This window comes from Bacteroides faecium (assembly GCF_012113595.1).
GTDB lineage: Bacteria > Bacteroidota > Bacteroidia > Bacteroidales > Bacteroidaceae > Bacteroides > Bacteroides faecium.
The window spans coordinates 5,010,680-5,024,237 of the sequence record NZ_CP050831.1 but is presented as its reverse complement, the minus strand read 5'-3'; the positions used below and the strand labels follow the sequence as shown (position 1 = coordinate 5,024,237).

Below are 13,558 nucleotides of genomic sequence, written 5' to 3'. Positions count from 1 at the left end.
TTTTATATCTAATCCAACTACTACACACTACTTATCCAATTTATACAAACTATGAACAATACAACGAACGAAGGAAGCAAACTCTATTTGTATTCCATCACATCCGTTGCTATCCTGGGCGGACTGCTTTTCGGTTATGACACGGCAGTTATCTCCGGAGCAGAAAAAGGCTTGGAAGCTTTTTTTCTTTCAGCCTCTGATTTCCAATATAACAAAGTAATGCATGGAATCACTTCTTCCAGTGCATTGATAGGTTGCGTACTTGGTGGTGCGCTCTCCGGCATATTCGCTTTCCGTCTGGGACGCCGTAATTCGTTGAGGCTCGCTGCCGTACTCTTTTTCCTTTCAGCATTAGGCTCTTATTACCCGGAAGTCCTGTTTTTTGAATATGGAAAGCCGAATATGGACTTGTTGATTGCATTTAATCTGTATCGTGTCTTAGGCGGTATCGGTGTCGGACTGGCATCTGCCGTTTGTCCGATGTATATCGCGGAAATAGCCCCTTCCAACATTCGCGGAACTCTTGTTTCGTGCAACCAGTTTGCCATTATCTTTGGTATGCTGGTGGTGTACTTTGTGAATTACCTGATTATGGGCGACCATCAGAATCCTATTATTCTGAAAGATGCTGCCGGAGTCTTATCGGTTAGTTCCGAATCTGATATGTGGACTGTATTTGAAGGCTGGCGTTATATGTTCGGCTCGGAAGCTTTCCCTGCCGCTTTCTTCGGCTTGTTGCTGTTCTTTGTTCCGAAAACTCCCCGTTATCTGGTATTGGTACAGCAGGATGAAAAAGCTTACTCAATCCTTGAAAAGATCAACGGCAAGGCAAAAGCTCAGGAAATCCTTAATGACATTAAAGCTACCGCCCACGAAAAGACAGAGAAACTCTTTACTTATGGAGTGGCAGTAATCGTTATCGGTATTCTCCTTTCTGTATTCCAACAGGCTATCGGTATCAATGCGGTACTTTACTATGCTCCGCGTATTTTTGAAAATGCAGGCGCAGAAGGTGGCGGTATGATGCAAACGGTTATTATGGGTATCGTAAACATCATCTTCACATTGGTTGCTATCTTTACAGTAGACCGTTTCGGACGTAAACCGCTGTTAATTATCGGTTCTATCGGTATGGCAGTAGGAGCATTTGCAGTAGCAATGTGTGATAGTATGGCTATAAAGGGAATCTTCCCGGTAGTTTCGGTTATCGTATATGCCGCATTCTTCATGATGTCATGGGGACCGATTTGCTGGGTATTGATTTCAGAAATCTTCCCGAATACAATCCGCGGCAAAGCAGTTGCCATTGCCGTAGCTTTCCAATGGATATTTAACTATATTATATCTTCCACTTTCCCGGCATTGTACGATTTCAGTCCGATGTTCGCATACAGCCTTTATGGAATTATCTGTGTAGCTGCCGCAATCTTCGTTTGGCGTTGGGTGCCCGAAACGAAAGGCAAGACACTGGAAGATATGAGCAAGCTTTGGAAGAAAAATAAGTAAATTAGGTTAGTGTAATTTCATCAAGATTATGACATCATGCCAATGGTATGGTGTCATAATCATTTTTACAAGTATCTCATTGTAAATCAAGACCTAATATTGCATCAACGATTTCTGGATATTCCGAACCAACCTGGTACGGGGAAATAGAATGGAGAACGAAGATACCCCGGATGAGTCAGTTTTCCTTCAGTCACTCGTTTTTGTAACCTGCGAAGTGCAGTAGCTTTTCGTAGTCCGCATAATGAACAAAGTTGCTGTGTGGTAATATAAGGGTTATCTTTGAAAAATTCAGCTAATTTTCCGTCAATTTCTATATCGCTCAATTCCTGTGAGCGGCGGGTTTCACTTACCTTTTCAAAGGTCGTAGACTTTAATTCGCGAAGCAAATCTTTTTCCGGTGTAAAAACGATTCCGCTGCAATGAATGTTTTCAGCGCGGATTTCTTTGGGAGAGCGTACTTCGGGAGATTCTGCCTTGATACGGAACGAACCGACCCCGGGAATATGAATACTGTTACCATTGGATAATTCTTGTTTGAAAACATCTGCGAACTCTATAAAAGAGCCTATTACGTCGCTTTGTCTTAAACTACTTCTGGATTCAATTCTTTCGGCAATATCCTCTAGTGCAATGGTATCCCGTACGACCAGCCGGGCGTGATATCTCGTTTTATTGGAGTCTTTGGGTTGAGGAGTCAGGAAGAAATCATAAAGTGCATTCATTGCTTTAGTTGTTTTGTGCGCACCAATTAGCAGATTTACGCGGTTGTTTTATTTATTTTGTGCCCATCTATTGATTGGCTCACATTATGTGCAACAGCTAACTCACATTATGTATGACAACTGTTGCTCATTGTGTGCGACAGTTATCGCACAATTGGTGCTACAACTAATATGATACGTCAAAATTACTAATTATTCTAATCAAAAACAATACTTCAACGGTTTATTTCTGTTAGTTCATTTTATTGAAAAGAATGAAGCTACTTATTTGTAAATCCGGTCTTTAGTATTATACTTTTGTGTCTCAAATTTCATAATAATTAAAAAAATGACGAATATGGGAACAATGATTAGAGAAATGGTGGAGACAATAAAACAGTTATTTGTACAGAAACAGTTGCAGAAACCGGTAGCTGCGGAATCTGCAATACCGGAGAAGGCAGAACAAACGGTTACGGAGAATAAACCGGAAAAAAATCTTAAGCCTAATAATAAATGGAACAAGTCGTTGACCTTACAATTAAAGGAGTATTTGGATAATAATTTTGTATTTCGCTATAATAGCCTGACAGGTGCAACGGAGTACAGAGGGATAAGTGAAAAGAATGTTTTTCGTCCCATTAATGAACGTGAAATGAATGGCATTATTGTGGACGCCCGTTTGGATGGAATCCCTTGTTGGAGAGGGGATGTACCTACCTTTGTCCTGTCAAACAAGGTTAAGTCTTATAATCCTTTTCATCTTTATGTGAAGGAATTGCCGCCCTGGGATGGAGTAGACCGGGTGACACCTTTATTATTAAGGGTTTCGGATAACGAACTTTGGCTGAAAGGAGGGCGTTGCTGGTTGCGGGCGATGCTTTCGCAATGGAGTGGGGAAGAGCGTTTGCATGCCAATGTACTTACACCTGTATTAATAAGTGGAAAGCAGGGATTGAGCAAAAGTACCTTCTGTCGTTTATTGATGCCGGATTCACTTCGATGTTATTTTCTGGATAATTTGAATCTGGCGACAGGCAGTTCCCCGGAGAAAAAACTGGTAAAGAACGGCTTGATTAACTTGGACGAATTTGATAAAATAAAAGAGAGCCAACAGGCTACATTAAAAAATCTTCTCCAAATGGTGAATGTATCCGTTTTTCATGGCAAGCGATTGGGGTGGGTGAACGAACCCCGTCTCGCTTCTTTTATAGCAACAACAAATGTTTATCAGGTTCTAACTGATCCTACGGGAAGCCGCCGTTTCCTTTGTGTAGAAGTCTTGAAACCGATATCGGAAGAACCATTGGAGCATAAACAGATATACGCACAGCTAAAAGAAGAATTGGAGTCCGATGCACCGGATCATTTAAACAAGGAAGAAGAAAAAGCTTTGCAGAAACATAATAAAGCATATTATCGTCAGTCTTTATTGGAAGATGTATTTCATTGCTGCTTCCGTCGTCCTCTTGATACGGAAAAAGGTATTTGGCTGACAACTGCCGAAATATTCCAGGTAATGCGTAAATTCAATTCGGCTGCTTTGAGGGATATATCTGCACGGCAACTAAGTCTAAAACTATCTGCAATGGGATTTTTTGCCAAACATACGTCTTTTGGGAATCGCTATTATGTATTTAATCTTTTGGCTACGAAAGAGTAGTGGCATTGTATTAGGCTATGTTTAAGGTGGTTACGTTGAAAAGTGATTTACTGATGAGGATATCTAAAAAGACAAAACTCCCGCTTTACGTTCGTTTGGTGATACGACGGAAAGCGGGATATTTGAACGAATATCAGTTTGTGTTACTCGTTGGTTATATTCTGAGATTCGATGGGTCTGCTGCCCATGAGTTTTTCCAAGTCACGTAATTGGCGATGATAGTCTTGCAATATCTGACTGATGAAACCACGATGAAAGGAAGCTGCTATCAGGAAGTCCGACCATTTCGTCCATTCTTCGAATATCTTTTGGCATTCTGCGCGAGGTGAATTTTGTAAAGCCAGGAAATGCAGGCAAGCCTTTTGCATCTCTGGCATCCCATTTTCCCATGGACGGTCGAGGTTGGTCAACGCTTTAATAAAATGCTTGATTTTGTGGTGTAACGCTCCCAAACGTTGCGTTTCCGAACGATCGGCTGATACAGTAGGGCATAGTCGTAGTGATTGGGCTAAATAAAACTGTTTTAGTTTCTCTTTTTCTTCCGGATTGGGAGAGTCTGCTTCCTGCCGATTGCTTCGAATGGTTTTTACAGGTGCATTGTTTTGTTCTTCATGCATGATACAACGATTTTTAAGATAGGCGGGAATATAAAAACGGTTCCGCCTTTCCCGTTGCATAACACTTCACAGAAGCTGGGGACGCATTAACGTTCCCCACGGGGGTACGAAACCGCGTATCTACGACAGCAACAGGCATAAGAATGCCTGCTACTGGAGTTGAAGCAGGTTCACTGCTTCTGTGAATAAAATGTTATGCGTTGCAAATGTACGATAATTTTCGGAAGTCACAAATTAAACAGCACAAGAATCTGTGTGAAAATTGTGTGGTGTTAAAGTGCAATAGCTGTTTCGGAATACATATTGTTATGGCAGATAATTCAATATAGATTAGGTCTATTTTCTCTATATGATTCAAAATTAAATATAATACATTTTTTGTTTTGTAATGACAATATATAGGTATAAGCTGTACCTTTGCACTGTCTTTATATAAAACACGTATTATTATGGAACAACATCCGATTAAAATTAATAAAGTACAGATACGCAATCTTCAGATAGAAGATTACGCACAGTTATCCCAATCGTTTACCCGTGTTTATTCTGACGGTAGCGATGTGTTTTGGACTCATGCCCAAATCAAGAAATTAATAAATATTTTCCCGGAAGGACAGATTGTAACAGTGGTTGACGATAAAATTGTAGGTTGTGCCCTTTCTATTATTGTCGACTATGACAAAGTAAAGAACGACCATACTTATGCTCAAGTCACAGGTAAGGAAACATTTAATACGCACAATCCCGAGGGAAATATTCTGTATGGCATCGAGGTGTTTATTCATCCCGGATACCGTGGGTTGCGCCTGGCGCGTCGTATGTATGAGTATCGTAAGGAACTTTGCGAAACATTGAATTTGAAAGCCATAATGTTTGGCGGACGTATTCCGAATTATCATAAGTATGCCGATAAGATGCGTCCGAAAGAATATATTGCACGCGTTCGCCAACGTGAAATCTATGATCCGGTTCTGACATTTCAATTATCGAATGATTTCCACGTCCGCAAAGTGATGACCAATTATCTTCCGAACGATGAAGAATCTAAACATTATGCGTGTTTGCTTCAATGGGATAATATCTATTATCAGCCACCTACGCAGGAATATATAAGTCCCAAAACTACCGTCCGTGTAGGCTTGGTGCAATGGCAGATGCGTAGTTATAAGACGCTGGACGATTTATTTGAACAAGTAGAATTTTTTGTAGACGCAGTATCGGATTATAAAAGTGACTTTGTACTGTTCCCGGAATATTTCAATGCCCCTTTGATGTCGAAGTATAACGATAAAGGAGAATCTCAGGCTATTCGCGGATTGGCACAATATACAGATGAAATTCGGGAACGGTTTGTGAATCTGGCTATTAGCTACAATATAAATATCATAACCGGTAGTATGCCATACGTAAAAGAGGATGGACTGCTTTATAACGTAGGATTCCTCTGCCGGCGTGACGGAACATACGAAATGTATGAGAAGATGCACGTCACTCCTGATGAAATAAAAAGTTGGGGACTTAATGGCGGCAGGCTACTGAATACTTTTGATACCGATTGCGCGAAAATTGGCGTTTTAATTTGTTATGATGTAGAATTTCCCGAACTTTCCCGTTTGATGGCAGATCAGGGAATGCAGATTCTGTTTGTACCTTTCTTGACAGATACACAGAATGCCTACTCCCGCGTTCGTGTCTGTGCGCAGGCACGTGCCATTGAAAATGAATGTTTTGTAGTCATTGCAGGAAGTGTGGGAAATCTTCCCCGTGTGCATAATATGGATATCCAATATGCCCAATCCGGCGTATTTACTCCATGTGACTTTGCTTTCCCGACCGATGGAAAGAGGGCAGAGGCAACTCCGAATACAGAAATGATTCTGGTGTCCGATGTCGATTTGGACTTATTGAACGAACTTCATACTTATGGTAGTGTCCGCAACTTGAAAGACCGCAGGAACGATGTCTATGAGGTCAGATTGAAGAGATAAAAATAGTGACGCTATCCCGTCACGATAGCGTCACTATATGCTTAGGATAGCGTCACTATCCGGAGTACATAGTGACGCTATATTTTTACTTGGAAGAAGTACCGCTTTCCAGTATGCTAACGATAGAAAACAGTGTGAAACAGATAGCCCCTAATCCGACTAAAACACGTGCCGGGATAAAATAATCGGCATGTTCCGTTGCAAGCTCGAATACGAAAGCCGCTAGAAATAAGCAGGCTAATGCCGTCAATACCGGAATCATAGGGATACGGTTAGCCAGTTTAAACTCCTGTCTCCATATCTTGGCTAGCAGGATTACCTTACTGGAAATACTGTAACACACCAGTCCAAGACCAAGCATGATATATCCGGTAGTACCGTTTGTGCTACCTGAATCTGCAAAAATTACGAATAACCCCCATATAAAAGAGATAGAGCCCATCAATAAAACCAGTTTCGGCCATTTGTTCCGTTCCTTTTCCGAATAATCATTCCGCACCTGGCGGGCGATAGTAGCTACCAATGCAATAAGGCTGGTACAAATACATGCAAGCCCTACCATCACATGCCCTGCAACAAAATAAGCGGGATGAGAGTGACTGTTGCTCAATAAGACAAATGCCCATATCCATGCTATAATAGAAATGATAATAGCAAGAATTACCATTGCCCGTCTCTGGTTAAGAGAAAACGCTCCCTCTGGCACTTCGTTATCCGTTGCTTTTGAATTTCTTGGAATTAAAGAGAAGCGGGTGGAAGAGGTGGCGGCAGTAGCTACGCAGGCTGTGATAAATCCTACACCCGTAATTACGTGACCTGCAACGAAGGCGGAAGTGGAAGCGGCATTACTAAAAATACAGATACCGCCAATAATCGTAGTTACGGCTGCCAGATACCCTATGATGGGTAAAACATATTTGGTGGCTTCATTATAGGTATGTATGATTTGCCGGATAATAGTGGCTGCCGTACAAAACAGCGCAATACATATCATACCTAATGAAAATACAACAGGGCCCGCTACAACACGATTTCCCGCATCTCCGTAACCATAAATAAACGCTCCGTATCCGAAGCAAAAAAGTGCCATCGCCAAAGGGATTGCTCTGAATAAAATACTAATACCGTAATTCATAAGTTAAGTGCTTTTAGGTTTTTCACTAGAACAAGGATATATCCGTTTTGTTTAACCCGCAAGCCGTTTATAATCATTAACTTCGCATGATTCTGATTAAAAGTTATTGCTTTTTGCTCAACTAAGCAAATGTTTTTGTAAATTTGCACCCTTAAAAATGGGGATACCCCTCAAAGTGTAAATTGTAAATAGTAAAATCGTAGACACAGCTATGAGTAAGAGATTTACTGAGTATTCGCAGTTTGACCTTTCACAGGTGAACAAAGATGTGCTGAAGAAATGGGACGAAAACCAGGTTTTCGCCAAGAGTATGACAGAACGTGATGGCTGCCCTTCGTTTGTATTTTTCGAAGGACCACCCTCGGCTAACGGTATGCCGGGTATTCACCATGTAATGGCTCGTACGATTAAGGATATTTTCTGCCGTTACAAAACGATGAAAGGTTATCAGGTAAAGCGTAAAGCCGGATGGGATACGCACGGACTGCCTGTGGAACTGAGTGTGGAAAAAGCATTAGGTATCACAAAGGAAGATATTGGTAAGAAAATCTCTGTTGCCGATTACAATGCTGCTTGCCGCAAAGACGTGATGAAATATACCAAAGAGTGGGAAGACCTGACTCATCAGATGGGATATTGGGTGGATATGAAACATCCTTATATCACGTACGACAACCGCTATATTGAAACACTGTGGTGGTTATTGAAGCAATTGCACAAAAAAGGATTATTATATAAAGGGTATACTATCCAGCCGTATTCTCCGGCTGCGGGAACAGGATTGAGCTCACACGAGTTGAATCAACCGGGCTGCTATCGTGATGTGAAAGATACAACTGCCGTTGCCCAGTTTAAGATGAAGAACCCCAAGCCGGAAATGGCAGAGTGGGGAACTCCTTATTTTATAGCATGGACAACCACTCCGTGGACATTGCCCTCAAATACGGCTCTTTGTGTAGGACCGAAAATTGATTACGTTGCCGTACAGTCTTATAATGCTTATACCGGAGAACCGATTACGGTTGTTCTGGCAAAGGCTTTATTGAATACTCTCTTCAACCCGAAAGCGGCAGATTTGAAACTGGAAGATTACAAGGCTGGAGATAAGCTTGTGCCGTTCAAGGTAATCGCCGAATATAAAGGCGCTGACCTGATTGGCATGGAATACGAGCAACTGATTCCTTGGGTGAAGCCGGTTGAAGTATCCGAAGACGGTGCCTGGAAAGCCAGTGATAAAGCCTTCCGTGTAATTCCGGGTGATTATGTGACTACAGAAGATGGTACAGGTATCGTCCACATTGCACCGACATTTGGTGCGGACGACGCGAATGTGGCACGTGCTGCAGGAATCCCGTCACTGTTCATGATTAATAAGAAAGGTGAAACTCGCCCGATGGTAGACCTGACAGGTAAATTCTATCTGATTGATGAGCTGGACGAAGACTTTGTGAAGGAGTGCGTTGATGTAGATAAATACAAAGAATATCAGGGCGCATGGGTGAAAAATGCCTATGATCCTCAATTTATGGTAGATGGCAAATACGATGAGAAAGCCGCACAGGCTGCCGAGTCTCTGGATATTGTGATTGCCATGATGATGAAAGCCAATAACAAGGCTTTCAAAATAGAGAAACATGTCCACAACTATCCGCATTGTTGGCGTACAGACAAACCGGTACTTTATTATCCGTTGGATAGCTGGTTTATCCGTTCTACGGCTTGTAAGGAACGTATGATGGAACTGAATAAGACCATCAACTGGAAACCGGAATCTACCGGAACAGGACGTTTCGGAAAGTGGCTGGAAAATCTGAATGACTGGAACCTGAGCCGTTCCCGTTATTGGGGTACTCCGTTGCCAATTTGGCGTACGGAAGATAACTCTGATGAGATATGTATCGAGTCTGTAGAAGAACTTTATAATGAAATAGAAAAATCGGTAGCTGCCGGATTCATGAAATCCAATCCGTACAAGGAGAAAGGGTTCGTTCCGGGCGAATATACTGAAGGAAATTATGATAAGATTGACCTTCACCGTCCGTATGTAGACGATATTGTATTGGTATCGAAAGACGGTCAGCCAATGAAGCGTGAATCCGACCTGATCGACGTTTGGTTCGACTCGGGTGCCATGCCTTATGCGCAGATTCATTATCCGTTTGAGAACAAGGAAATGTTGGATAACCGCGAGGTATATCCGGCTGACTTTATCGCAGAAGGAGTAGACCAGACACGCGGTTGGTTCTTTACGCTGCACGCTATCGCTACGATGGTATTTGATAGTGTGTCCTACAAAGCTGTTATCTCCAACGGACTGGTACTTGACAAGAATGGTAACAAGATGTCCAAGCGTTTGAACAATGCTGTCGATCCGTTTACTACGATTGAAAAGTACGGTTCCGACCCGTTGCGCTGGTATATGATTACCAACTCTTCTCCGTGGGATAACTTGAAGTTCGACGTAGAAGGAGTGGAAGAAGTTCGCCGTAAGTTCTTCGGTACTTTATACAATACCTATTCGTTCTTCGCGCTTTATGCCAACGTAGACGGATTCGAATATAAGGAAGCCGACGTGCCGATGGCGGAACGCCCGGAAATCGACCGTTGGATATTGTCCGTATTGAACACATTGATTAAAGAGGTAGATACTTGTTATAATGAATATGAACCGACAAAGGCAGGACGTCTGATTTCCGACTTTGTGAATGATAACTTGTCCAACTGGTATGTTCGCCTGAACCGTAAACGTTTTTGGGGTGGTGAATTTACACAGGATAAATTGTCTGCATACCAGACATTGTACACTTGTCTTGAAACAGTTGCCAAATTGATGTCTCCTATATCACCGTTCTATGCAGACCGGTTGTATACGGACTTGATTACTGCAACAGGACGTGACAATGTGGTTTCTATCCACTTGGCTAAATTCCCGGAATGTCAGGAAGAAATGATAGACAAGGAATTGGAAGCCCGTATGCAAATGGCACAGGATGTAACGTCTATGGTACTGGCATTGCGTCGTAAAGTGAATATCAAGGTTCGCCAACCGCTACAGTGTATCATGGTTCCGGTGGTAGATGAAGAGCAGAAAGCTCATATCGAAGCAGTGAAGAACTTGATTATGAACGAGGTAAATGTCAAAGAAGTCAAGTTTGTTGACGGTGCTGCCGGTGTATTGGTGAAGAAAGTGAAATGTGACTTTAAGAAGCTCGGCCCGAAATTTGGAAAACAGATGAAGGCAGTAGCTGCCGCAGTTGCGGAAATGTCACAGGAAGCCATCGCCGAACTGGAAAAGAACGGAAAATATACATTGAACCTGGACGGAGCGGAAGCTGTCATAGAAGCGGCGGATGTAGAAATCATCAGCGAAGATATTCCGGGATGGCTGGTTGCCAACGAAGGCAAGCTGACTGTTGCGCTTGAAGTGACTGTTACCGAAGAGTTGCGCCGTGAAGGTATTGCCCGTGAATTGGTGAATCGTATTCAAAATATACGTAAATCAAGCGGTTTCGAGATTACAGACAAAATAAAAATAACAATCTCGAAAAATACGCAAACAGATGATGCGGTAAAAGAATATAATACTTATATTTGTAACCAGGTTTTAGGCACATCTTTGGAACTTGTTGATGAAGTGGAAAACGGTACAGAGCTTAACTTTGACGATTTCTCACTGTTCGTGAATGTGATAAAAGACTAATACTATATTGATTAACCTTTTAAAATTGTAAGATTATGGCAGAAAAGACTAGATACTCAGATGCGGAACTCGAAGAATTCCGTGCCATCATAATGGAGAAACTGGAATTGGCACAACGTGACTATGAACAGTTGAAAAGGAGTCTGATGGGATTGGACGGTAATGATACTGACGATACATCTCCTACATACAAAGTGTTGGAAGAAGGAGCTAATACGCTTTCCAAGGAAGAAACTACCCGCCTGGCACAACGCCAGTTGAAGTTTATTCAGGGATTGCAGGCTGCTTTGATACGTATTGAGAATAAAACGTATGGCATTTGCCGTGAAACGGGAAAGTTGATTCCGGTAGAGCGTTTACGTGCTGTTCCTCATGCCACTTTGAGTATTGAGGCAAAAAACAGTGGTAAAAAATAATAGATAGCTACATAAGCTACGGGTAATGAGCTACAAGTAGCTGCGCAAAGTTTACGCACGGCACTTGTAGCTCGTTATGTTTAATTTATAATGAACACATGAAGAAACTATTCACGAAGGGGAGAATTGCTCTCATCGTTATCTTTTCCGTATTAATTATTGACCAGGTCATTAAAATCTGGATTAAAACTAACATGTACTGGCACCAGAGTAACCGTGTGACAGACTGGTTTTATATCTATTTCACCGAAAACAACGGGATGGCTTTCGGCATGGAAATCTTTGGTAAGCTATTCCTGACCACATTCCGTATTGTCGCTGTGGCATTGATAGGCTGGTATCTCTATAAAATAGTGAAGAAGGGCTTTAAAACCGGATACATTGTTTGTGTAGCCTTGATTCTGACCGGTGCATTGGGAAATATTATCGACAGTGTATTCTATGGAGTCATTTTCAATGAAAGCACTCATTCGCAGATTGCGAGTTTCATGCCCGAAGGCGGAGGATATTCTACCTGGTTTTACGGTAAGGTGGTAGATATGTTTTATTTTCCCATTATAGATACGAACTGGCCTACATGGATGCCGTTTGTAGGCGGGGAACATTTTATATTCTTCAGTCCGATCTTTAATTTTGCCGATGCTGCCATCAGTTGTGGTATCATTGCTTTGTTGCTCTTTTATAGTAAATATCTGAATGAATCCTATCATTCGTTGGATAAAGGTAAAAAGGAAGAAAGTGCGAATCATGAATAATAAATTTCGGTTTCATCTGTGTCTTGTCTGCATGCTTGCTTTTGCAGTGGCCGGGTGTAAAGTGAAAAGGCCCGGTGATGTTATCTCTGAATCGAAGATGGAGAATCTGCTGTATGATTATCATCTGGCAAAATCCATGGGAGACAACCTGCCTTATAGTGAAAACTATAAGAAAGCGCTGTATGTGGATGCCGTTTTTAAGAAATATGGGACTACACAGGCTGAATTCGATTCGTCTATGGTTTGGTATACACGTAACACAGAAGTGCTATCGAAAATTTATGAAAAGGTAAGAAAGCGTTTTAAAGACGAACAGGAACTTGTTGGTGACCTGATAGCCAAACGTGACAAGAAGCCGAAAATGACTAAACAAGGTGACAGTATCGATGTTTGGCCATGGCAGCGTATGGTACGTTTGACCGGTGAAATGATGAATAATCAGTATATATTTACTTTGCCGACTGACTCTAATTATAAAGACCGGGATACTTTGGTGTGGGAAGTGAGATATCGTTTCCTCGAACCGATGCTTGCCGATTCTTTGAGATTTGTTACTATGGCGATGCAGGTGATATACGAAAAAGATACAATCAACTGTTGGGAGACTGTGACCGAACCGGGTGTTCAGCAGATACGTCTTTTTGCAGATACATTGGGGCAGATGAAGGAGATAAAAGGTTTCATTTATTATCCGGTGGAAAATCAGCAGAAAGTGGGAACATTATTGGCCGATCGTTTTTCGATGATCCGCTACCATTGTACGGATACGCTTGCTTTTGCTGTTCGTGATTCGTTGAATAAGATAGAAGCTTTACGGGTGGATTCTTTGAAAAAACTTGCTGATAAAGAAAAAGTTGATTCGCTACAGAAAGTGATAGAAGAAAATAAAGAGGATGCCCAACGTCTGACACCGGAAGAAATGAACCGTCGTCGCTCGGGAACTCAGCGTGAGAAGAAGCCGGAGCAGATTGAAGTAGAGCAGCATATCCAGCAAGAAAGGATAGAACAGAGAAGAGAACGGCAGATGAACCAACGTAAGCAGCAACAGCAAAGACGTCAAACCCGTTAGGCATT

10 protein-coding genes are annotated in these 13,558 nt (G+C 41.9%); 7 read left to right on the top strand and 3 right to left on the bottom strand.

What is annotated here, in order from left to right; translation table 11 throughout:
- Window positions 1-51 precede the first annotated feature (51 nt).
- Window positions 52-1,506, top strand: a complete 1,455-nt coding sequence (xylE, locus tag BacF7301_RS18610; RefSeq protein WP_167965155.1) for a D-xylose transporter XylE — start codon at window positions 52-54, stop codon at window positions 1,504-1,506.
- A 104-nt stretch (window positions 1,507-1,610) separates the two neighbouring features.
- Here xylE and BacF7301_RS18605 read toward each other — a convergent pair whose 3' ends face one another.
- Entirely contained in the window at window positions 1,611-2,231 is a 621-nt protein-coding gene (locus BacF7301_RS18605) for an HU family DNA-binding protein (protein WP_167965154.1), read from the bottom strand.
- 337 nt (window positions 2,232-2,568) lie between these two features.
- Between BacF7301_RS18605 and BacF7301_RS18600 the strand changes: the two genes are divergently transcribed.
- A complete protein-coding gene (locus BacF7301_RS18600; RefSeq protein ID WP_167965153.1) occupies window positions 2,569-3,873 on the top strand; it encodes a DUF3874 domain-containing protein in 1,305 nt (434 codons plus the stop codon).
- Window positions 3,874-4,016: 143 nt separating this feature from the next.
- On the opposite strand, the gene BacF7301_RS18595 is transcribed toward BacF7301_RS18600, so the two are convergent.
- Window positions 4,017-4,490, bottom strand: coding sequence for a hypothetical protein (locus tag BacF7301_RS18595; protein WP_167965151.1), 474 nt, complete (start codon window positions 4,488-4,490; stop codon window positions 4,017-4,019).
- A gap of 449 nt (window positions 4,491-4,939) precedes the next feature.
- Here BacF7301_RS18595 and BacF7301_RS18590 point away from each other — a divergent pair, with 449 nt between their 5' ends.
- Window positions 4,940-6,478, top strand: a complete 1,539-nt coding sequence (locus BacF7301_RS18590) for a carbon-nitrogen hydrolase family protein (RefSeq protein WP_167965149.1) — start codon at window positions 4,940-4,942, stop codon at window positions 6,476-6,478.
- Window positions 6,479-6,563: 85 nt separating this feature from the next.
- Here the strand turns inward: BacF7301_RS18590 and BacF7301_RS18585 are convergent, their stop codons facing one another.
- Entirely contained in the window at window positions 6,564-7,613 is a 1,050-nt protein-coding gene (locus tag BacF7301_RS18585) for a DUF2776 domain-containing protein (protein WP_167965147.1), read from the bottom strand.
- 211 nt (window positions 7,614-7,824) lie between these two features.
- Between BacF7301_RS18585 and ileS the strand changes: the two genes are divergently transcribed.
- The 4 genes from ileS to BacF7301_RS18565 all read left to right on the top strand — a co-directional run bounded on the left by ileS (window position 7,825) and on the right by BacF7301_RS18565 (window position 13,553).
- Window positions 7,825-11,313, top strand: a complete 3,489-nt coding sequence (gene ileS / locus BacF7301_RS18580) for an isoleucine--tRNA ligase (RefSeq protein WP_167965145.1) — start codon at window positions 7,825-7,827, stop codon at window positions 11,311-11,313.
- Between the two features lie 35 nt (window positions 11,314-11,348).
- Complete coding sequence (locus BacF7301_RS18575) at window positions 11,349-11,729, top strand: TraR/DksA family transcriptional regulator (RefSeq protein WP_022138809.1); 381 nt, start codon at window positions 11,349-11,351, stop codon at window positions 11,727-11,729.
- A 98-nt stretch (window positions 11,730-11,827) separates the two neighbouring features.
- Window positions 11,828-12,484 (top strand): lipoprotein signal peptidase, encoded by a 657-nt coding sequence (locus BacF7301_RS18570; RefSeq protein WP_167965143.1) that lies wholly within the window; start codon window positions 11,828-11,830, stop codon window positions 12,482-12,484.
- Window positions 12,477-13,553 (top strand): DUF4296 domain-containing protein, encoded by a 1,077-nt coding sequence (locus tag BacF7301_RS18565; protein ID WP_167965141.1) that lies wholly within the window; start codon window positions 12,477-12,479, stop codon window positions 13,551-13,553. The genes BacF7301_RS18570 and BacF7301_RS18565 overlap by 8 nt, the downstream gene beginning before the upstream one ends.
- Window positions 13,554-13,558 lie beyond the last annotated feature (5 nt).

Excerpts from the sequence above, each read along its gene's own strand:
- BacF7301_RS18585 (WP_167965147.1), bottom strand. The coding sequence starts at position 7,613 with ATGAATTACGGTATTAGTATTTTATTCAGAGCAATCCCTTTGGCGATG.
- BacF7301_RS18595 (WP_167965151.1), bottom strand. The coding sequence starts at position 4,490 with ATGCATGAAGAACAAAACAATGCACCTGTAAAAACCATTCGAAGCAAT.
- BacF7301_RS18575 (WP_022138809.1), top strand. The coding sequence starts at position 11,349 with ATGGCAGAAAAGACTAGATACTCAGATGCGGAACTCGAAGAATTCCGT.
- BacF7301_RS18590 (WP_167965149.1), top strand. The coding sequence starts at position 4,940 with ATGGAACAACATCCGATTAAAATTAATAAAGTACAGATACGCAATCTT.
- BacF7301_RS18600 (WP_167965153.1), top strand. The coding sequence starts at position 2,569 with ATGGGAACAATGATTAGAGAAATGGTGGAGACAATAAAACAGTTATTT.
- BacF7301_RS18570 (WP_167965143.1), top strand. The coding sequence starts at position 11,828 with ATGAAGAAACTATTCACGAAGGGGAGAATTGCTCTCATCGTTATCTTT.
- BacF7301_RS18565 (WP_167965141.1), top strand. The coding sequence starts at position 12,477 with ATGAATAATAAATTTCGGTTTCATCTGTGTCTTGTCTGCATGCTTGCT.
- ileS (WP_167965145.1), top strand. The coding sequence starts at position 7,825 with ATGAGTAAGAGATTTACTGAGTATTCGCAGTTTGACCTTTCACAGGTG.
- BacF7301_RS18605 (WP_167965154.1), bottom strand. The coding sequence starts at position 2,231 with ATGAATGCACTTTATGATTTCTTCCTGACTCCTCAACCCAAAGACTCC.
- xylE (WP_167965155.1), top strand. The coding sequence starts at position 52 with ATGAACAATACAACGAACGAAGGAAGCAAACTCTATTTGTATTCCATC.